Annotated in this window: 20 protein-coding genes; 11 read left to right on the top strand and 9 right to left on the bottom strand. The window is 44.7% G+C overall.

The genetic code is table 11. The annotated features are described in order from the left end of the window. Positions 1-229: 229 nt before the first annotated feature. Genes P404_RS0101095 through P404_RS0101085 form a run of 3 tightly spaced genes read left to right on the top strand, consistent with a single transcriptional unit; the run spans position 230 to position 2,807 of the window. Positions 230-976, top strand: coding sequence for a 5-bromo-4-chloroindolyl phosphate hydrolysis family protein (locus P404_RS0101095; protein ID WP_014970567.1), 747 nt, complete (start codon positions 230-232; stop codon positions 974-976). Then, a complete protein-coding gene (locus P404_RS0101090) occupies positions 963-2,183 on the top strand; it encodes a toxic anion resistance protein (protein ID WP_026829779.1) in 1,221 nt (406 codons plus the stop codon). The genes P404_RS0101095 and P404_RS0101090 overlap by 14 nt, the downstream gene beginning before the upstream one ends. Positions 2,184-2,234: 51 nt before the next feature. Continuing rightward, positions 2,235-2,807, top strand: coding sequence for a deoxycytidylate deaminase (locus P404_RS0101085; protein WP_014970565.1), 573 nt, complete (start codon positions 2,235-2,237; stop codon positions 2,805-2,807). Between the two features lie 257 nt (positions 2,808-3,064). Here the strand turns inward: P404_RS0101085 and P404_RS0101080 are convergent, their stop codons facing one another. Further along, positions 3,065-3,550, bottom strand: coding sequence for a hypothetical protein (locus P404_RS0101080; RefSeq protein ID WP_026829778.1), 486 nt, complete (start codon positions 3,548-3,550; stop codon positions 3,065-3,067). 147 nt (positions 3,551-3,697) lie between these two features. Here P404_RS0101080 and P404_RS17195 point away from each other — a divergent pair, with 147 nt between their 5' ends. From P404_RS17195 to P404_RS0101065, 3 genes are read left to right on the top strand one after another with little or no spacing between them, the layout of a single operon-like run. Continuing rightward, positions 3,698-4,888 carry an HD domain-containing protein gene (locus P404_RS17195; protein WP_051590442.1) on the top strand — a complete coding sequence of 397 codons (1,191 nt, stop codon included), beginning with the start codon at positions 3,698-3,700 and terminating at the stop codon, positions 4,886-4,888. 11 nt (positions 4,889-4,899) lie between these two features. Continuing rightward, positions 4,900-5,859, top strand: a complete 960-nt coding sequence (locus P404_RS0101070) for a CobW family GTP-binding protein (protein ID WP_026829777.1) — start codon at positions 4,900-4,902, stop codon at positions 5,857-5,859. Next, the gene (locus tag P404_RS0101065; RefSeq protein WP_026829776.1) at positions 5,852-6,247 is read left to right on the top strand and encodes a ribonuclease HI family protein; all 396 of its coding nucleotides are present in this window, start codon (positions 5,852-5,854) and stop codon (positions 6,245-6,247) included. Before P404_RS0101070 ends, P404_RS0101065 begins: the two co-directional genes overlap by 8 nt. A gap of 116 nt (positions 6,248-6,363) precedes the next feature. Here the strand turns inward: P404_RS0101065 and P404_RS0101060 are convergent, their stop codons facing one another. Continuing rightward, positions 6,364-7,683: a hemolysin family protein gene (locus P404_RS0101060; protein ID WP_034773913.1), complete on the bottom strand. Its 1,320-nt coding sequence runs from the start codon at positions 7,681-7,683 to the stop codon at positions 6,364-6,366. Between the two features lie 116 nt (positions 7,684-7,799). Here P404_RS0101060 and fumC point away from each other — a divergent pair, with 116 nt between their 5' ends. Then, positions 7,800-9,194 (top strand): class II fumarate hydratase, encoded by a 1,395-nt coding sequence (gene fumC, locus P404_RS0101055; protein ID WP_014970561.1) that lies wholly within the window; start codon positions 7,800-7,802, stop codon positions 9,192-9,194. A gap of 77 nt (positions 9,195-9,271) precedes the next feature. Further along, positions 9,272-10,792 (top strand): GGDEF domain-containing protein, encoded by a 1,521-nt coding sequence (locus tag P404_RS0101050; RefSeq protein ID WP_026829775.1) that lies wholly within the window; start codon positions 9,272-9,274, stop codon positions 10,790-10,792. A 99-nt stretch (positions 10,793-10,891) separates the two neighbouring features. On the opposite strand, the gene P404_RS0101045 is transcribed toward P404_RS0101050, so the two are convergent. From P404_RS0101045 to P404_RS0101030, 4 genes are all read right to left on the bottom strand, one after another. After that, positions 10,892-12,475 (bottom strand): IS1182 family transposase, encoded by a 1,584-nt coding sequence (locus tag P404_RS0101045; RefSeq protein ID WP_026829774.1) that lies wholly within the window; start codon positions 12,473-12,475, stop codon positions 10,892-10,894. A gap of 177 nt (positions 12,476-12,652) precedes the next feature. Continuing rightward, positions 12,653-13,144: a dihydrofolate reductase gene (locus P404_RS0101040; protein ID WP_026829773.1), complete on the bottom strand. Its 492-nt coding sequence runs from the start codon at positions 13,142-13,144 to the stop codon at positions 12,653-12,655. Beyond that, complete coding sequence (locus tag P404_RS0101035) at positions 13,141-13,935, bottom strand: thymidylate synthase (RefSeq protein ID WP_026829772.1); 795 nt, start codon at positions 13,933-13,935, stop codon at positions 13,141-13,143. Before P404_RS0101035 ends, P404_RS0101040 begins: the two co-directional genes overlap by 4 nt. A 58-nt stretch (positions 13,936-13,993) precedes the next feature. After that, complete coding sequence (locus tag P404_RS0101030) at positions 13,994-14,611, bottom strand: hypothetical protein (protein ID WP_026829771.1); 618 nt, start codon at positions 14,609-14,611, stop codon at positions 13,994-13,996. Between the two features lie 219 nt (positions 14,612-14,830). On the opposite strand from P404_RS0101030, the gene P404_RS0101025 reads away from it, so the two are divergent. Beyond that, positions 14,831-16,525 (top strand): glycoside hydrolase family 13 protein, encoded by a 1,695-nt coding sequence (locus tag P404_RS0101025; RefSeq protein WP_026829770.1) that lies wholly within the window; start codon positions 14,831-14,833, stop codon positions 16,523-16,525. A gap of 116 nt (positions 16,526-16,641) precedes the next feature. On the opposite strand, the gene P404_RS0101020 is transcribed toward P404_RS0101025, so the two are convergent. From P404_RS0101020 to P404_RS0101010, 3 genes are all read right to left on the bottom strand, one after another. After that, complete coding sequence (locus tag P404_RS0101020) at positions 16,642-17,007, bottom strand: PilZ domain-containing protein (RefSeq protein ID WP_371818615.1); 366 nt, start codon at positions 17,005-17,007, stop codon at positions 16,642-16,644. A 74-nt stretch (positions 17,008-17,081) separates the two neighbouring features. After that, positions 17,082-17,780 carry a queuosine precursor transporter gene (locus P404_RS0101015; protein WP_014970556.1) on the bottom strand — a complete coding sequence of 233 codons (699 nt, stop codon included), beginning with the start codon at positions 17,778-17,780 and terminating at the stop codon, positions 17,082-17,084. Positions 17,781-17,877: 97 nt separating this feature from the next. Further along, entirely contained in the window at positions 17,878-18,357 is a 480-nt protein-coding gene (locus P404_RS0101010; protein WP_026829769.1) for a GNAT family N-acetyltransferase, read from the bottom strand. Between the two features lie 207 nt (positions 18,358-18,564). Between P404_RS0101010 and P404_RS0101005 the strand changes: the two genes are divergently transcribed. Next, the gene (locus tag P404_RS0101005) at positions 18,565-18,879 is read left to right on the top strand and encodes a hypothetical protein (protein WP_026829768.1); all 315 of its coding nucleotides are present in this window, start codon (positions 18,565-18,567) and stop codon (positions 18,877-18,879) included. 109 nt (positions 18,880-18,988) lie between these two features. Further along, a partial coding sequence (locus P404_RS0101000) for a class I SAM-dependent methyltransferase (RefSeq protein WP_236624205.1) occupies positions 18,989-19,582 on the top strand: 594 nt, incomplete at its 3' end.

Genomic DNA, 19,582 nt, shown 5'->3' with positions numbered 1-19,582 from the left:
ATTTTCACCTCCTTGAAAGGAATTATACCCGAAAGGGAGGGGGGGCGATTCACCGCCCACTTTCACTTCGTTTAGAAGTGGGAGTACTCTCGCCTAACTTAGATAGAGAGGACTAACATTTCGCTAAAACGGGAAACTTTTTGTTATATGATCCGTAATGGTAAGATAGAAGTAACTATACAGTCAACTTGTAAAACAGATAGAGGAATCAACTGAAAGAGGTGATGAGATGAAGTCTTCTACATGGTGGGTACTAGGTTCGATTGGTCTGATGTTCGTATTTCTTCAAATAGCAGACGTCTTAAATTTCTCCGGCATTTTCATCGCGTTAGGGTTATGGTTTATCTGGAGTGGATACCGTGCCAAACCAGGAAAACGATACCGGACGGAACGAAAATCAACTGAGTTGAAACGAAAAAACGTCAAAAAGAAATTACTTCTTGATGACGAAGAAGAATTTGTTGGCAGTGTCATCTTGAAACCTGAACAGGCGACACGACGGTTTGATGAAACGGATGATCTCGAATTACAAGTTTTACAACGGACGGTCGAAGAAGGTTTTGTCAAACTACAGGCGTTTGACAAGATCATGCCATCAATTCGTGACAGTGAAATCCGTTCTGAGATGAGAATCGTGTCTCGTGAGGCCCATGTCTTATTTGAGGAACTGTTTACAGCGCCACGTGAAGTGAAAAAAGTCCGTGACTTCTTTACATTTTATCTGGATTCCTTATTGTCGATTTCGGAAAAATTCGCCGACTTAGAGCGTCGCGGTGCGCAAGTTCAAGTCGATACACGGGAACAGTTACAATCGAACCTAAAGATGATTGCTGAAAAACTAAAACAACAGCAATCGCTTTTATTAGAAGGAGATACCGTCGACTTGGAACGTGAGTTGTTGACGATTGAAAAAGTTTTGGCCCAAGAATCCGAACAACGAAAACAGGAGGAGAGTTATAAACATGACCCATTCTGACAACAATAGCTGGCAACAATGGCCGGAGGACGAACAAGCGACACAACCAACGATTTCAGATCCTTCCGTCGATGTCAATCTTGCCGAAACTTCACCTAGTCAAGCGGTACCGGCCCGACCGGTCGAAGAAATGATTCCAAGTGATGTGCCGGTTGAACAACGTCAAAAAATTGAACGGTTGCTTCAAGTAATCGATTTAAAAAAATCCGACGCTGTCATGCAATTTGGTGCGCCGGTCCAACGGGAACTCTCACAGTTTTCCGATCAGGTATTGAGTGAAGTGAAGATGAAAGACGGTGGCGACGCCGGGAAATTATTATCTGATTTGATGCAGCGTGTTCGTCAAATGGATCCGGATACCCTACAAGAAAAGAAAAGTTTTTGGTCAAACGTACCGGTCATCGGTCGGGCGAAGAAAAAAGCAGAGACGTATTTCTTGCAGTATGAAAAGATGAGTGCCTACTTGGAAGAAGTCGTCCACAATCTCGATCGTTCGAAGTTTGGATTGATGAAGGATATTACATTACTTGATCAGATGTATCAAAAAAATAAACGTTACTTCGAAGAATTAAATCTCTACATCGCGGCGGGTGAAACGAAGATTGCACACGTGCGTGAACATGAGATCGAACCGTTACGACTAGAAGTCGAACGTTCACGCGATCAGACACGATTACAAGAGTTAAATGATTTGATTCAACTCGCTGATCGATTTGAAAAGAAAATTCACGATTTAAAGTTATCTCGGACAATTAGTTTACAGATGGCGCCGCAAATTCGTGTCATCCAACAAAACAATCAAATTTTGGCGGAAAAGATTGAATCAGCCGTCGTCAATACGATTCCCCTATGGAAAAACCAAGTGGTGCTTTCCTTGAGTCTATCCCGTCAAAAAACAGCATTGCAAATGCAAAAAGATGTGACGAATACGACAAACCAGTTACTTGAGCAAAATTCGCGTCTGTTAAAAGATTCATCGATTGAAATCGCAGAAGAAAATGAAAAAGGAATCGTTTCGGTCGAATCCTTGAAAGTAGCACATCAAAACTTAATTGAGACGCTGGATGAGACACTTCGGATTCAGCAAGACGGGAAACAAAAACGTCGGGATGCGGAGCATGAACTGGAGCGGATGGAACATGAACTCAAACAAAAAGTCATCGAAGTCGCCTCAAAAAGTCGTGAATTACCAAATCGTCCATACTAAGGAACACGTTTACGTGTTCCTTAGTAGTTTAATGTAAAGGAGCGAATCAGCTTGCAAAAACAACAACAATGGGATACGACGTGGCTTTTGTTTGCCCGCATGATGGCTGATCGTCACTCAAAATGTGCTTCGAAGTCCGTTGCCTGTGTCATCGTCAAAGATGAAAAGCCGATTTCGATCGGAATAAACGGAACACCAAGTCAACACGTGAACTGCAACGAAATTTATTTGAAGCAAGAAGGCATTTTATATAAGGCAGCTGCAGAAGAAAAAAAGGATGGCGGGTCGATCTTACATAATGGGCGCCTGTTCTATCAGTGTTCGAATCAAGAAGAACACCATGAATGGTCAAAACTCCATGAAATTCATGCTGAAATCAATGCGTTAGGAAAGCTGGCGGCAGATTCGACGAGTTCGCGTCATGCGACCGCTTATGTGACACACAGTCCGTGCCACGCCTGTAGTTTAGCATTGATCGCTTCGAAAATTGATCGAGTCGTCTATTCCACCGGCTATGAATATGGTGATGGATTAACGCTCATGCGTCAAAGTGGAATTGAAGTCGTTCATCGTCCTTTGACCGAAGAATATTTTCTTGAAAGAATTTTCGATAAAGACTTGTAAACGCTTCCATTGCATTGTATGATGAAATCAAGCATTGCCATGGTAATTATTCACTCTTCCATTCGGGACGATCTCAAGCGAGATGGTCCCCCTTTTTTTGAAAAATGAATTGACAATTTTCGAAAAATCTGTCATTCTGTAAATATGATATGACGAAGCGGAATGCCGCATTTTCATAGGAAATGCCAATCAAGGAGCTGGAATGCCAGGTCGTTGAAAAAAGTCCTGACTCACTGGAGTCGGGACTTTTTGTATTATTAGCGTAAAACGGTCCAAGATGCCTGAAGACGCTCGGCACGGACAAAAGATTTTTTAGCGGATGCTCCAGCTAATATGGTCATCAAGCGTTGGCAAATGATGTCACGTTGTGTCTGATGAAGAAATAAGTGTTGAATGAAACGGGCAAATACGACATCATTTGTCGTTAACTGCCGTTTAATCGTTTCTGGGGACATCTGATTGATTTCATCAGCATTAAAACCTGCGCCTACATTAAACGAGGAGACGATCAACAATTTGACCGGGGCGGATTCGAGAGGCAAACCAAGTGATTGGACACGTCGACAGGTCAGTATCATTTCCTGACGAATGAGTTGTTGTAACAAACAAGGTTCCTTTAAGACAAACGGATCATAAACCGAGACGGCTTGACGAAGTTGCTCACGTGTCATTTCGACGGGTTGCTGTAACTCGGCCGCGGAAGTTCGTGCTTCTTCATAACACGTAGATAATGAAATAATCATCCGATAGTCCTCCTTATAGTGGATAATTTGTCTGCTACTGTCATCTTAAAACATAAATGAAGCGCTTACAATGATTGTTTTGACATATACACGACAAGAGAAGATTTGATATCATGAAAGACGGAGCAAACGAGAGGAGTGTGGACAATGGTTCGATTATTTAAAGCGATTCCTGAAGTGGAAATGCCAGTCTATAACGGAAATGACTATCCACTCGAAATGTCAGAATCAGCGACAGGATTTTCGATCACCAATCATGTTCCAGGTGAACAGGTAGAAGAAACCTTACTGGTCGCTTCAGCGGAAATCAAAACGAGCCAAACGGGGCGTGAGTGGTTACAGTTCACCTTTAACTCTCCGAGCGGGGCGTGTAAGGGAAAACAATGGTTAAACCAAGGAACGGCTGAAGAGGCGATGCGTCCGTATCTGGAGACGGGAATCGTCCATGTCTTTGCCAAGGTCGAGGAGTACCCCGTCGATTCAGGAAATAAGTCGCTGACAGTCCAACGTGTCAAAGCGGTCCATGGTCAATCGGGCACCACGCTTTTACCGCAAATGCCGCATGGTGAATCGGCCAGTCAATACCGCGATCAGTTGATCGGCTTGATCGATCAGATGGAAGAACCACTCCGACAACTGGCGCATCGTGTGCTCGTAACGTATTGGTTCGATTTTTCGACACGACCAGCAGCCTTGTATCATCACCATGCCTATATCGGTGGATTATTAAAACATACGGCTTGTATGATGACCATTGGCGCCGGAATTTGTCGATCTGATCGTCCTTATTTAACCCTTTTACAATGTATTCAAGAAGCAGAGGCGGATCATAAAAATGATTTGTTTCAAGCGAGTGAGCGGGAGATGCGTCAGTTTGCTTGGGACGAGAGTTTTGATGCCTTGTATCAAGCAGCTCGATCGATTACGCTGTTGAATGAATCCCCTCGTCAAGATGAACTATTACTCGGTATTCTTTTACACGATATCGGAAAGATTTTTGAATATACCCATCTGGGTGCCTCGGACGACCGGTTTGCCCGTTTAGTCCAAGTAGAGCCAACGGAAGAAACGGTCTCGGGCATCGCCCTCGATCCGAATGGTGTATTGATGGGACACATGCCCTATGGATGTTTTGTTTTAGAACAGGCACTACAAAACGATGCGATCCGGCTACCGATCGATCAATACCACCGTTTGATGCATATGATCCTGTCCCATCATGGTAAAAAAGAATGGGGCTCAAGCGTAACACCGCAAACGACCGAAGCTTGGTATCTCCATGCAATCGATCTATTGGATGCGCGAAAAGAAAAGTGGCGGCAGAACCAATCGTCATAAGGAGTGAAACCATGTCAGAACGTATTCGAACGACACTCATCACCGGTTTTTTAGGAGCCGGGAAAACAACGTTGTTGAACCGGATCGTCACGAATCCAATTGAAAAAGTGGCCTTACTTGTAAATGAAGTCGGGGCAGTTCATATCGATGAAGCGTTGATTGAACGAAGTGACGAAGAAGTCATTGAATTGACGAATGGATGTATTTGCTGTTCGATTCGGGGTGATTTACGTGATGCCTTGTTACGGATTGCTAAAAAAAGACGACAAGGTGAGATGGAATTTGATCGGTTGATCATCGAAACGACAGGCATCGCAGATCCTGGACCGATTTTACAGACGTTTTATTTTGAACCGGCCATTGAACAACAGTATCAAATCTCTAGTGTCATTACCGTCGTGGATGCCTATCAGCTCGAACGGCAATTGACGTTCGAAGAAAACGTAAAGCAGATTGGTTTTGCGGACACACTCTTGTTAAACAAAATCGATTTGATTTCAGCAGATGAAGTCGTGAACGTGACACGTCGTTTATCCAATTTGAATCCAACCGCATTGATTCTTCCGACGATTGAATCGGAAACAGATATTCAACACTTATTTGAGACGTTCCATTTTCCAAAGCAGGAAGAGGATCGTCTGATGCGACAAACGGATGGTCTAGAAAAAGCAGCAGAGTCCTTTACGGCATTGACGATTACAGAAGCGACCCCGTTGCACCGTCAACGTTTTGGAGCAGTGCTACGAGAAATTCTTGAAGCCTATGCGGAAGATTTGTACCGGTATAAAGGAATCATCCATTTTGCAGATACGAACCAAAAAGTCATCCTGCAAGGAACAGGAATGATTTATGGGACGGCAGTACGTGGTGAATTTGAAGAACATAAACAAACGACGTTAGTGTTCATCGGAAAAAATTTAGATGAACAAGCGATTCGAAAAGGTGTAAAGGCGGCGAGAGAACATGGTTGAACTATATTTTGATGGGGCAGTCCGACCATCGAATGACGATGCAACAATCGGGATTTTTTGCAAAAATTCAGCAGGACAGGTCATTGAACGGACATTTAGAATCACGGCAGAAAATAATCATGAAGCAGAATTTCAAGCGTTTGAAAGAGCGGTGGATTTGGCAGAAGAGTTACTTGCACAAGGCGAAAGTGTATTTTCCTTCCGGACGGATTCGGAAGCGGTCTCGCTGGCAGTAGAACGAGAATTTGCTAAAAATAAGCGGATCCAAATTTATTTTGATCCGGCGTTCGAACGATTCAGTCGTTTGCCGTTAGCTTTTGTTAAATGGATTCCACGTTCGGAAAATAAAGCGGATCGTGTTGCAAAAGAAGCCTTAAACGACTTCTGACGAACAAGGAAACTGGAATGTGAGAATAAACGAAGAAATCCGAACGATCCCCTTCTTCAGAGAAGAGTTGGTATCGTTCGGATTTTTTTGTGTTATCCAGGTACTGGATGGAACAGTCATTCCGATTTCGGAAACGATGTTTCCACGGGCACGTCACGTACAGGCTCAATCAAAATCTGATCAATCCGGCGACCATCCAAATCAACGACTTCAAACCGGTACCCATTTGTGACGACATGACTTCCTCGGACAGGGAATTCTCCGAGCAGATACAATACGAGACCAGCGACCGTATGATAGATGTTCTTTTCTTCTCCAGGCAAGAGTGGTTTGACCTGCAACACACGCTTTAAATCATCGATATGCAACAATCCGTCCGCCAGATAAGAGCCGTCGCTTCGTTGCACGAGTTCAGGTTCTTCCTCAATCGTCGAGATTTCACCGACGAAGGCTTCTAAAATATCAAACAGGGTGATCATTCCTAAAAAACCACCATACTCATCCAGGACAAAGGCGATCGAGACGGTCTCTTTGCGCATCCGTTCCAGTAAGACTGTTGCCTGTAACTGTTTCGGGACAATCAGTGGCGTATGGATCAGGGATTCGATGACAGCAATCGGATGATCCGAAGCTAACACTTCTTTCGCATCGATGTAACCGACAAAATGATCCAAATCTCCATGACCAACCGGCAAGTTCCGGTGTTTCGCAGTGCGTAAATCCGCTAAAATCTGTTCCGGCGAATCCGTCAAATCAATCCACTCGGTGACCGTCCGCGGCTCCATCAATTCATATGCCAACTGATCATGAAAAGCAAATACACGCGATACTTGTTCTGCTTCAGACGAGGCAAACGTACCTTCTTTTAGTCCACGGATCAACAACTGTTTCACTTCATCTTCTGTTTCATCTTCCGTCTGTAAGCGATCAAGACCAATCAGACGAAAAATAGCACTTGTCGATTTACTTAAGATAAAGATAAAGGGTTTTAGAAGACTTGAAAAAAAACGCATCGGTTGGGCTAACATCATCGTTACCCGTTCCGGACTGACTAAAGCGATACGCTTTGGAACCAATTCACCGATGACAAGTGAGAGATACGTGATGATGGTGACGACGATCATATAACCAACAGTACTGGCATATGGCGCAAGCCAGGTGAAACCGCCTAACCACTCAATCAACGGCGCGGATAAGGCAGCACCACCAAACGCACCATTGATGATGCCAATCAGGGTAATCCCGACTTGGACCGTCGATAACAAATCGGTCGGACGTTCCAAAAAATCGAGGGCGATTTGAGCTGATTTTTTCCCGTCATCTGCATACTGTTGCAGTTTTTGTTTTTTCGAAGACAATAAAGCGAGTTCCGTCATGGCAAATAAACCATTTGCGAGAATCAATAAGACGACAATTGTTAAATTAATCAACCACATCAAGCATTCACTCCTTTTCGATAACAAACTATTCCCCAAACTCGCCTCTATCATTCCCATTCCTTCTCGTTTCCGTTAAACTATTAATGTATCAGTAGATAAAGGGGGAAATTATCATGGAATACCGGTTAGAACGCGACACGATGGGGGAAATTCGTGTCCCAGAAGCACAAGAATGGGGAGCACAAACACAACGGAGCTTGGAAAACTTTAAAATTGGAACGGAAAAGATGCCGATCGAAATCATTCGGGCATTTGCGGTTCTAAAAAAAGGGGCGGCTTTGGCCAATCGTGATTTAGGGGTTCTCGATCAAGAAAAAGCGGAAGTCATCGCCGAAGTCTGTGATGAAATCATTGCGGGTCAGTTTGATGCGGAATTTCCGCTTGTCGTTTGGCAAACAGGTTCGGGTACACAGTCGAACATGAACGTTAACGAGGTCATCGCCCGAGTCGCGACACGAAAATTAGCGGAGCGTGGAAGTGATCACGTCATTCATCCGAATGATGATGTTAATAAATCGCAAAGTTCAAATGATACATACCCAACTGCGATGCACATTGCAGCCAAGACGATTGTCATCGATCAGCTGTTGCCGGCAATCGATGCGATTCATGCGACGCTCGACGAAAAGGCAACCACGTTCGCAGACATCGTCAAGATTGGACGGACGCATTTACAAGATGCAACACCGATTACACTCGGTCAAGAAATCAGTGGATGGGTCCGGATGTTACAATTGTCGAAAAAAATGATCGAGTTGACATTAGAGCCGTTGACGGAACTTGCCATCGGTGGAACCGCTGTCGGAACGGGAATCAATGCTCACCCAGAGTTTGGAGATCGTGCGGCACAAAAAATGAGTGAAGAGACGGGTAAATCCTTTGTCAGTGCGGAAAATAAATTCCATGCCTTGACGAGCCATGATCAACTGGTCTTTTCGCATGGTGCCATCAAGGCGCTAGCGATGGATGCGATGAAAATCGCAAACGATGTTCGATGGTTAGCATCGGGTCCACGTGCTGGTATTGGAGAAATCACGATTCCAGAAAATGAGCCCGGTAGTTCGATCATGCCGGGGAAAGTCAACCCGACACAAAGTGAAGCATTGACGATGGTCGCCGCGCAAGTTCTTGGAAATGACGCGACGATCGGGTTTGCTGCGAGTCAAGGAAACTTTGAATTAAATGTCTTTAAGCCGGTCATCATGTATAACTATATCCAATCTGTTCGTCTTTTGACGGATGCACTTCATTCGTTTAATGACCATTGTGCAATCGGAATCGAGCCGGAACGTACGGTCATCGCGGAAAACGTCGAACGATCGTTGATGCTCGTGACGGCACTGAATCCACACATCGGTTATGAAAACGCAGCTCGGATTGCTAAAGCTGCCCATAAAGAGGGTACAACATTAAAAGAAGCGGCACTTGCGACTGGCTTATTGACAGAGGAACAATACGATCAGTGGATCGTTCCGGCTGACATGGTCAGTCCAAATTTAAAAGCATAATCGAAAGCGAGGGTTTCCCTCGCTTTCTCTTCAGTCGAAGCAGGGGTTTCGACTGTATAGAAAGAGGGGGAAGACATGTGGAGACAGAACAGAATCAGATAGAAAAACAAATCCACCAGACAATCCTTATGGTCGAGCGGTTACTTCGGATGGCGTCTGTTCCTAAATCAGAGTTACTTGTCTTTTCAGACTGGTTGAATCGATTCGGTCAACACGATGAACTCGATTTTTTTGAAAGACAGGCATCACGCTGGATTCAGGAGTTAGAAGGTATTGCCGAGACTGTCACACCGGATCAAATCCAGATGCTACTCGCACCGGTCATTGATCATCTTTCGGAACGAAGTCGAAAGAAAATGATTCGTAAGGAAATGATTCTTTCCGTCACAAAACGGTTTTTGGACAATATTCAATGGAAAAAGTCACTGGAGAACGAACGGTATCTGACACGTTTTTTTGGCTCTATCGAAGACACGCTAGAAGTCGGATATGATCTTCACGTCGATGCGATGCTGATTGATTACGAAATAATTCAGACAACAGATGAAACCTTGCTTTTCAAGCTGATAAAAAAAGTAGAGGCGACCTTCATTCCGCTGATCATCATCGGTCCAAACGATGCGTCGATCCGTCAAACCTGTTATCAGCTGGGAGCAGATGATTACTGGGATGAAACCGTTTTGATTGAAGAACGTCAAATTCGTCTGAAGCGGCTGTTGCGTAAACTTCGGACGGTTTCGGCGACGATTTTAGTGGATGAATTGACGGGCGCCTTTAATCGGAAGTATCTCCAGAATGCGTATCGCCGGCGGACATCACGTCTGGAACGGGATGGACAGTTGTTTGCCTTGGCAATTTTTGATTTGGATCATTTTAAACGGATCAACGATCTGCATGGTCATCCGGCAGGTGATCTTGTGTTGGCAGAGCTTGCCGTGTTGACGAAACAAGCCATCCGACAGGAAGATGAATTGATTCGATTTGGCGGTGAAGAATTCATGTTGCTGTTTAGTGCCGACGATTCGGAACACGCAGTTGATATGATGGAGAAGGTCCGAGCGCGGATTGAACGGCATACGTTTCCGAACGGATTAAAGGTCACGGTATCAATTGGATTAACGGTCATCAAGGATGCAGCCATGGATTTAGAAGAGATGACGTCTGAAGCCGATGAAGCACTGTACCAAGCAAAACGAAATGGTAGAAATCAAGTGACGATCTATTCGATGGCAACCGCAAAAGAAAAGATGGAGGCATTGATTAAAATCGAATCGAACTCGTTTGATCAACTGGTGCCATTCCCGCTTCCGCATCATCCCAAGTATCATTTTCGCATCATTCCTTATGATGAGAAGACGGTTGCTCCGCTTCAGCTGTGTGTGCTGCCACTTGATCAACTGGCGGCTTCAAACTTTAAATTGTTGGAGGACTGGAAACAGTTCCGCGACGGCATGATTGAAGTCATTGCGATCGCATCAGAAGAAAACCAATTACTGGGTCAAGTACTTGAACGGGGAGTGACGGATTATTGTTTGTCTCCACTTGACCGGGATCAGCTAGAAGAGCAAATTCGACAGTGGACAGTCCGTCTTCCTTAAACATGAAAAGAGGCTGGGACATAACTAGCTGACTTGTAAAGAAAATAAGGGATTGCCATCGTCACGATGCGCAATCCCTTATTTTTTCGTCACCTCTTATCAAATTGCCCCTCGGGCAATACTTTGGGTGAGCCACTTTCTCAAATTTAGTGCCATAAGGATGAAACCGAGCTCACGTTTCACCTTCGCTTTTCCTCTTACAGAAAAACGAGTGAAACCCAAATTAGCCTTCAGATTTCCAAAAACTGGTTCTACATCTGTCTTACGTCTCGCGTAGATTTTTCCGGTTTTTTGATCTGAAAGCAGGCCCTTTACCTGTTCTTTTTGTTCTTCCCACGAAACGTTTACTCGGACTTGGCGATGACGACCGTTCTCTGCTTTGGTACAGAGGGATCGAAGTGGGCAGTCATCACAACTCTCACTTTCGTACACCTTAAAATCACGGGTGAAGCCATAGCGATCCGTCCTCTTGGACATGTAACGGAACGTCACGTCCTGTCCGTTCGGACATATAAATTGATCGGTCGTTTCATCATAGGACCAGTTAGTGAGGTTAAAAGGATTATCACGCCATTTTCGCGTCTTCTCTTTTTGGAACATCGTATAGGGAATGAGTGGAGTGCGCCCTCGGCGCATCAGGATCTCCTGATAATTTTCTTGGCTGCCATAGCCGGCATCCGCAACGATATGTTCCGGTAAAGTAAGATACGAGGCCACTTCATCTAAAAATGGAATTAACGTGCGGGCATCTGTCGGATTAGGATAGATATCATAAGCGAGGGTATATTGACCTTCGGTCGCAATCTGCACGTTGTACCCAGGCTTGAGTTGTCCATTTTGCATATGATCTTCTTTCATCCGCATAAACGTCGCATCCGTATCCGTTTTGGAATAGCTGTTCCGTCCATCGAACGTTTCCTTATGGACGGCATACTTCCGTTTTCTTTCCACGAATTCAGCGACATTTTTTCGGAAAAGATGGGGCTGCTTTCGTTCGGAACGAAGACGTTTTCTCTCCTGCGTATCTGAACTTGTCTCGATTTCTTGATTAATAGAAGCGATTCGTTCCTCCAAAACATCACCGATGTGCTCGAGTTCAGGAATGGTCAGTTCGTCTGGACTTTCCCGTTCAATCTCCGGCAAAATTTCCTGCGCGACGAGTTCTTCATAGAGAAGATTAGACTTTTCAACGAGCGACGCACTATATCGCTCGACGGATTTCCGCCAGACGAACGTATATCGATTCGCATTCGCTTCTAGTTTCGTACCATCAATGAAGATCGCTTCTTCCTTAATTTCTCCCATCTCGACGAGATGGCAACGGAAGGTGACGAATGCCTGCTTCAGAATAGGTGTGACTGCCGGGTGCACTCGAAAACGATTGATCGTACGATAGCTCGGTTCATTCCCCTGAGCGAGCCACATCATCCGTAGACTGTCTTGAAGGAGTCCTTCGATCTTCCGACCAGAGAAGACCGATTGCGTATAGGCGCATAAAATGATCTTCATCATCATGCGAGGATGATAGGCAGGGCAGCCTGTCGTTCGAGTAAATGGTTCAAAGGCCTCGTCGGGAATGGACTCGACAAGATGATGGACGGCGAATGCGATATCATTTTCATGAAGACGAATTTCTAAATCTAAAGGTAGAACCAGCTGGTTCATGTTATAATTTTTAAACATAAGGACACCTCCGATGGTTATGGTTTGGTCACTTTAACTTTATCAGAGGAAGTCCTTATTTGTTTACTTAAAATCGGTTTTTCATCATAGAAGAAGGCCCTCGAAACGAAAAACGTTCCGAGGGCCTTCTCATTTATAAAGCTGAGTTATGTCCCAGCCTCTTTTTGAGGACATATGTTAGTTAGACTGGGCAGAACGGTCAAACCGTTTGATCGTAAAAGCAAAGGCATGGCTACAATCGATCGGGTGGAATGTTTCCGTCGTTTGGACAAAGTCGTCTGGTAACTCGGGATAAGACACGTCTCCCTCGATGACGGCGTCGATTTCGGTCGCATAGACCCGGTTGACATGAGACAATGTTTGTCGGAACAATTCACCGCCACCAATCAGAAAAACTTCGTCATCCGTATGCAGATAGGCATCGAGTGCGCTCAAGTCATGCCAAATGGTGACACCTTCTGGACGAAAGGAAAGATCCCGGGTGATTACGATGTTTTCACGTCCAGGCAGGGGACGACCAATCGAAATAAAGGTTTTCCGACCCATGATGACCGGTTTCCCATAAGTCGTTTGTTTGAAGTGAGCCAAGTCAGCGGGCAGATGCCAAGGCATCGCATTTTCCCGACCGATGACACGATTGTTTGAATAAGCGACGATATGTGAAATCATATGGCGACCACTCCCTTAATATGGGGGTCCGGATCGTATCCTTCGATCGTGATATCCTCAAACGTAAAGTCCTCGATCCGTTCGATTTCCCGCGCAAAACGAATGGTCGGCAATGGTTTGGGTGTCCTGCTCAATTGAAGCTCCACTTGCTCCATATGATTCGCATAGATATGCGCGTCCCCTAATGTATGCACGAAGTCCCCGACTTCGAGCTTACAGACGTGGGCAATCATATGGGTCAGCAAGGCATAGGAAGCGATATTAAACGGCACCCCTAGGAAGACATCCGCGGACCGTTGATAAAGCTGGCAGGACAGCTTTCCGTTTGCGACATAAAATTGAAACAGCAGGTGACAAGGTGGTAATGCCATCTCTTCTAACTGGCCGGGGTTCCAGGCGCTGACAATCAAACGACGTGAATCCGGATTGGTTTTAATTTGTTCGATGACATCTGCCAATTGATCGACCGTCGAGCCGTCGGGTTTAGGGAACGAACGCCATTGGGCACCATAGACAGGCCCGAGGTTGCCGTCTTCGTCCGCCCACTCATTCCAGATCCGTACACCATGATCTTGTAAATAGGAGATGTTCGTGTCCCCAGAAATGAACCAGATCAACTCGTGGATGATGGATTTCATATGTAGTTTTTTAGTCGTCACCATCGGAAACCCGTCTTGTAGAGGGAACCGCATTTGATGACCAAAAATGCTGGTCGTTCCGGTTCCCGTCCGGTCTTCTTTTTGGATGCCGTTCGTTAAGATTTCGTGACAAAGTTGATGATACTGTCTCATGAATTAAATCCCCCTCTAAAAGCTATCTCCCTATTGTAGCCGAATCCGTTCGGTCGAATCAACTGTTGGTTGAGGCAGGGAGATGACGGCGGAATAAATAACTGAACAACCCGAATAGTGGGATCAGATCTCGCCAACCAAGTCGTTGGTCTTGGCGAATTCGAATTCGGTGTAACATGAATAACTGTAAGATGTAGAACATCACAAGGTCGACCGTCATCGTGCGTACGAATTGATTCGTCATGAAGTAAATCTGGAAAATGGACCAATCGGATCGTGCGAGTGCGAGCCAGATGACGATTGCGGAAAGAACAGCCAGCACAGCGACGAGGTACGGAACGAATTTACGGCGCCGAAACGGTAAAAAAGTTTGACGTGGAATCGCAAGTGCCAAATAGGGCATTAAAATAAAGGACCCTAACACAAAGGCTCCAAAACTAGCCAACATCGGGGAAGGTTTTAGAAAACGTTTTTCATCCAAAAACAGCATAAAAAAGGCAGCTGGATAAATGCCGAGTAAGGTAAACAAACTCAATGCGGACGTATCGAATTGACTTTGGTCAAAACGGAAGAAGGAGAACAGGAAACCAGCGGGGAATACACGGTTGTTTCCGAACACTAAAATAAATACGATAGCGATTGCCCAAATCAAAAATAATAAGTAGCGGCGGTACATGGTGTCATTCCTCCTTTCCTAAATCATTTTCCTCTATCTGCCGGTTTCAAACGTCAAACCGAAAGTAGAGCCAACTTCAGTATACCTTAGGAAAATAACGGAATCGCCTTGTTCTTGCTGCTTTGTTCGTGATACGATGTCGATGAAATAAATGGAAGCGCTTTTAAAGATAAATGCAATCGCTTGCATTAATTAGTCATAAGGGAGTCGATCAATCTGATGGAACGTAAATGGTGGCATGACAGTGTAGTCTATCAAATCTATCCGCGGAGTTTCAAAGATTCAAATGGTGACGGGGTTGGTGATCTTGTCGGAGTCATCGAAAAACTGGATTACTTAAAAGAACTTGGGATCGATGTCATCTGGTTGAGTCCGGTTTATGACTCACCAAACGATGACAATGGATACGATATTCGTGATTACGAAGCCATCATGGAGGAATTCGGAACGATGGCGGATTTTGATCGATTGCTGGACCAAGCACATGAGCGGGGCATCAAAATCGTGATGGATCTTGTCGTCAATCATTCTTCGGATGAACATGCCTGGTTCGCGGAATCTCGTAAAAGTAAGGAGAATCCTTACCGTGATTATTATATTTGGCGAAGTGGACAGGAAGACGGGACGTTACCGAATAACTGGGGATCGATTTTTTCAGGTCCAGCCTGGGAACTCGATGAAACAACTAACGAATATTACTTGCACCTCTTCTCAAAAAAACAACCCGATCTGAATTGGGAAAATGAACAGTTACGTCAAGAAGTCTATCAGATGATTACCCGGTGGTTGGACCGAGGAATCGATGGGTTCCGGATGGACGTCATCAATTTGATTTCGAAGACACCAGGTCTTCCAGATGCGACGGTCTCTCCAGGGGCACTTTACGGCGAGGGAGGACAACATTATATTAACGGTCCACGGATTCATGAATTTTTGAAAGAAATGAATGACGCCTCGTTCGGCAATTATGATGTGTTGACAGTCGGCGAAATGCCGGGTGCGACGACGGACGATGCGATTCTCTATACCGATCCAGAACGAAAAGAAGTCAACATGGTCTTTACGTTCGAACATATGGACCTGGATTCCGGACCAAACGGGAAGTGGGATGTTCAACCGTTTGATCTTCAAAAACTAAAAACGAACTTCACGAAATGGCAAGTCGCTCTCCATGAAAAAGGGTGGAACTCACTTTATTGGAACAATCATGATCAACCCCGCGTCGTCAGTCGATTTGGAAATGACACGACCTACCGCGTCGCGTCAGCGAAAATGTTGGCAACGTTGTTACATTTATTAAAAGGAACCCCCTACATCTATCAAGGGGAAGAGATCGGGATGACAAACGTCGCTTTTGAATCGATCGATGATTATGAAGACATCGAAATTCGAAATATGTGGAAAGAGCGAATCGGACAAGGGGCATCACCCGAAGACTTATTGCACTCGATTCATCTAAAGGGACGGGATAATGCCCGAACTCCGATCCAATGGGATGCGACAGACCATGGTGGCTTCACGACAGGGACACCCTGGTTGAAGGTTAACCCGAATTATCCATCCATCAATGTCGAACAAGCTTTACAAGATCCGAACTCGATTTTCTATTACTATAAACAATTGATTGCTTTACGCCATCAACATGATTTGATGGTCTATGGAGAGTATGCGTTAATCTTGGAAGAAGAGCCTGAAGTCTATGCCTATACGAGAACGTATGAAAAGGAAACATGGTATATCTACTGTTCCTTTGCTCAATCAGACGTAACGGTTCCGATCGCACACGATACGACAGATCCCGTCATCGGAAACTATGACGCCTCACCTATCGTGACAGACCAAAAGTTGACACTTCGTCCTTATGAGGCAATCGTGTATCGTACAGTACAAGAAAAAGGAACGACTCAAAAATAAGTTTCTGACAAAAACGGGGTGACGGATTTGAAATCCGCCACCCCGTTTTTAGTATTTGGTAGAACGCACACGATTTGAGTCCGCCCCCTTCTCGGTCCAGCTGAAGTGGGCGGAGTTCAAGGTGTCTCCTTGACGATTTGTTTGATCGCCTCAATGATTCGTTGCTGATCCTCTTTCGTCGTTTCTAATCGAACACCATATAAACGCTGTGCCTCCGTCCATTTTTCATGTAAAATCTGACCGGATACTTTCAGCGGTTCTGCACCGAGTAAAAGTGAAAATTCGACGACGATAGAAGTCGAACGATCGATTGGCAACTTCAATGGCGTGGCAATGGCAATACCACTGGGAGAAATATTGTAAATTTCCATTGATCCAGCCGGTGTCCGACGTCCTTCTTTGACGAGATAGAACTCGCCCGTGATCGGTTCATCGAAGTGATACCGAAACGACTCATTTCGTTTGATTTTCAAGAAGACCACCTCCTAATTTCCATTATCCGTTAAAAGAAGACAATCTTCTAGCCGAATGTCTGAAAAGAAGGGAAATCAACAAATCAAGCAGCGAGATCCTTAGAAGAAGTCGTCGGATGGATTCGTTTTGCAAGATACATGAATGGAGTAGCGACCCAAGCGATCACAAACTTCGCTAAGTACGTCGTCACAAAAATCTGCCACCAAATATCAAACGGTAAATCATGAAATGCAATCGCACAAAACGTTAACGTATCAATCAGTTGGCTTAAGACGGTCGAACCAGTCGTCCGCAACCACAGCTTTTTTTCGCCTGTTTTTTGGCGGATCTTAGAATAGATGAAGACATCAAACAGTTGCGAGACGAGATAAGCGGATAAACTACCAAGAGCAATCCATGGAAGTAAGCCGAATAGTAAGTTTAAGGAACTCGACATGTCTTTAGCAAGCGTATCGTTAAGGGGGGTATACAAAAGGCTGTACTGCATGAGGAATGTTGTTGTGATCAAAGAGAAAAAGCCCATGTATACGCCTTGACGAGCAACTTTTTTTCCGTATTTTTCGTTTAAGATGTCTGTTGCCAAGTAACAGCTTCCATACACGACATTCCCCAATGTGAAGATGTAAGAATAGATTTCAACTTGTTGTGTCACCTGAATGTTTGCAATGATCGTTGCGATGGCAATCCACATCAACAGACCCGTTTTTCCAAACAAACGATAACTGAGTAATAATAATCCCATCGTAATGAGAATCGAAGGGAACCATAACCATTCATTCATCCACGTGTCCTCCTTTTAGAATCATCCAAAGTAAGATTTTACGCTTGAATTGAAGATCTGTCAAAAAAAACCGACGCAAGTTCGCGTCGGCGTACGATCAAGGTCGTTGCAACGAATAACGTTTGCGGCGACCTTTACTAAAATATTCATTCCCTTTTACGAATCCATTCGTCTTAAAAATCTGACAGGCAATCTCTTGATGAGGTGACGTCGGTAAGACACGAGCACGTACCTCATAGACCGCTAGCACGTCAGATTGTTGTAAAGCGAGCTGAACGGCTTTGGTTCCATAACCCCGTCGGCTATAGGCATCAAAAATCATTAAATCCAGTTGGAAGTAATGGCCCATTTTCAATAGAAGTAGGCGTCCCACCAGTTGATCGTCGACAAGAACATCAAAATAAAAATCTTCTGAATAACTGTGTTCGACGGAATCAAAAGCACGTTCCACCCCGAGTTCATGATCGTAGCCTTGAATTTCCTGACTGGATAATCCGTAAGCCTGTTCCCCGTACTTTAAAAAATGTTCGAATTCGGTCTGGTCGACGTGACGTAATGCTCGACGCTTTAAATCCATGACGTTGTCCTCCTCTGATCGCAATTCACTCTGCTTATTCATTATAGCGACTCGAAGAAAGAAATTGCAAAAGATAGCTGAAACGAATGCCGGAAACAGTCATCCAAAAAATAAGAGGATTGTAAACGGATTGTGATTGTTTCATTTAGTGATGAATATGGTAAAGTAATGATGTAGATATCTGTATGCTGGAAGGGGCTGGGAAATGTGTTCACAGAACGCGATGGAATCAAATTACGCTTGGAACAGATTGAACGTTTATACTCAGATTTAAATCGTGAAGCAAAACAATTAACGGAACGGTTACGTCAATTGGATGAACAAGGTGATGAAGTGCGTCACGACCTTGCATTAAATAAAGAAGATCGCGATCATCTGAAATCAAGTATCGATGAGACGTTACAAGCCTTGTTGCAACGGACGACCATTGACGCTAAAGTCGAACAAGAAAAACAAGAAGATTTGATTTCAAAAAAAGCACTCATCGAGGACATCGAAGGGTTATTGAAGAAAAAGAAATAAGCTGGCGTAGGCTAGCTTATTTTTTTCTGGGAGTGGAAAGATTTTGAATAAACAGAGGATTGTATTAACAACGTGTTTGAGACCTACGGCTGACGTAAAAGCTCGAGTCATGCAATTAGCTCAAACGGAACAGACCATTGACTTCCACATCACGGAACGGAAAAAACTCAGCATTCAGTCATTTCATGATCGCTATCAGCTTCCGGTCCTTGTCGTCGATAAAAAACAATTGGAGTATTATCCGGAAGGGACCGACCATTCGTTTTTCTTTCATCCATCAAGTGCAGTTTTCCGAATCAAACAATTTGATGTGAGTGGACACGATCCGTTGATTACAATCGCACGGCTGGAGGAAGGCATGACGGTTCTCGACTGTACGCTAGGGTTAGGTGCGGATGCAATCGTCATGAGCCATGCGGTCGGCTCTTCCGGCCAGGTGACTGGACTAGAAAGTAATGCAGCAACCGCTTTGATTGTCCGTCAAGGTTTACAACACTGGATTGAACGGTATCAGCCGATCGTCGATGCGATGCGACGAATCGTCGTTCGAGAAGCCGATCACCTGACATATCTCAAAAGCTGTTCGGATGACGCAGTCGATGTCATTTATTTTGATCCGATGTTTGAAAAAACGGTCTCTGAATCCACACACTTAAATGGGTTACGCCAGCTCGCGAATTATGAACCGTTGACGGAAGAAGTG

Source organism: Exiguobacterium antarcticum DSM 14480, from assembly GCF_000685865.1.
GTDB lineage: Bacteria > Bacillota > Bacilli > Exiguobacteriales > Exiguobacteriaceae > Exiguobacterium_A > Exiguobacterium_A antarcticum.
The sequence above is the reverse complement of the archived record's forward strand: the minus strand, read 5'-3'. Positions and strand labels throughout refer to the sequence as shown.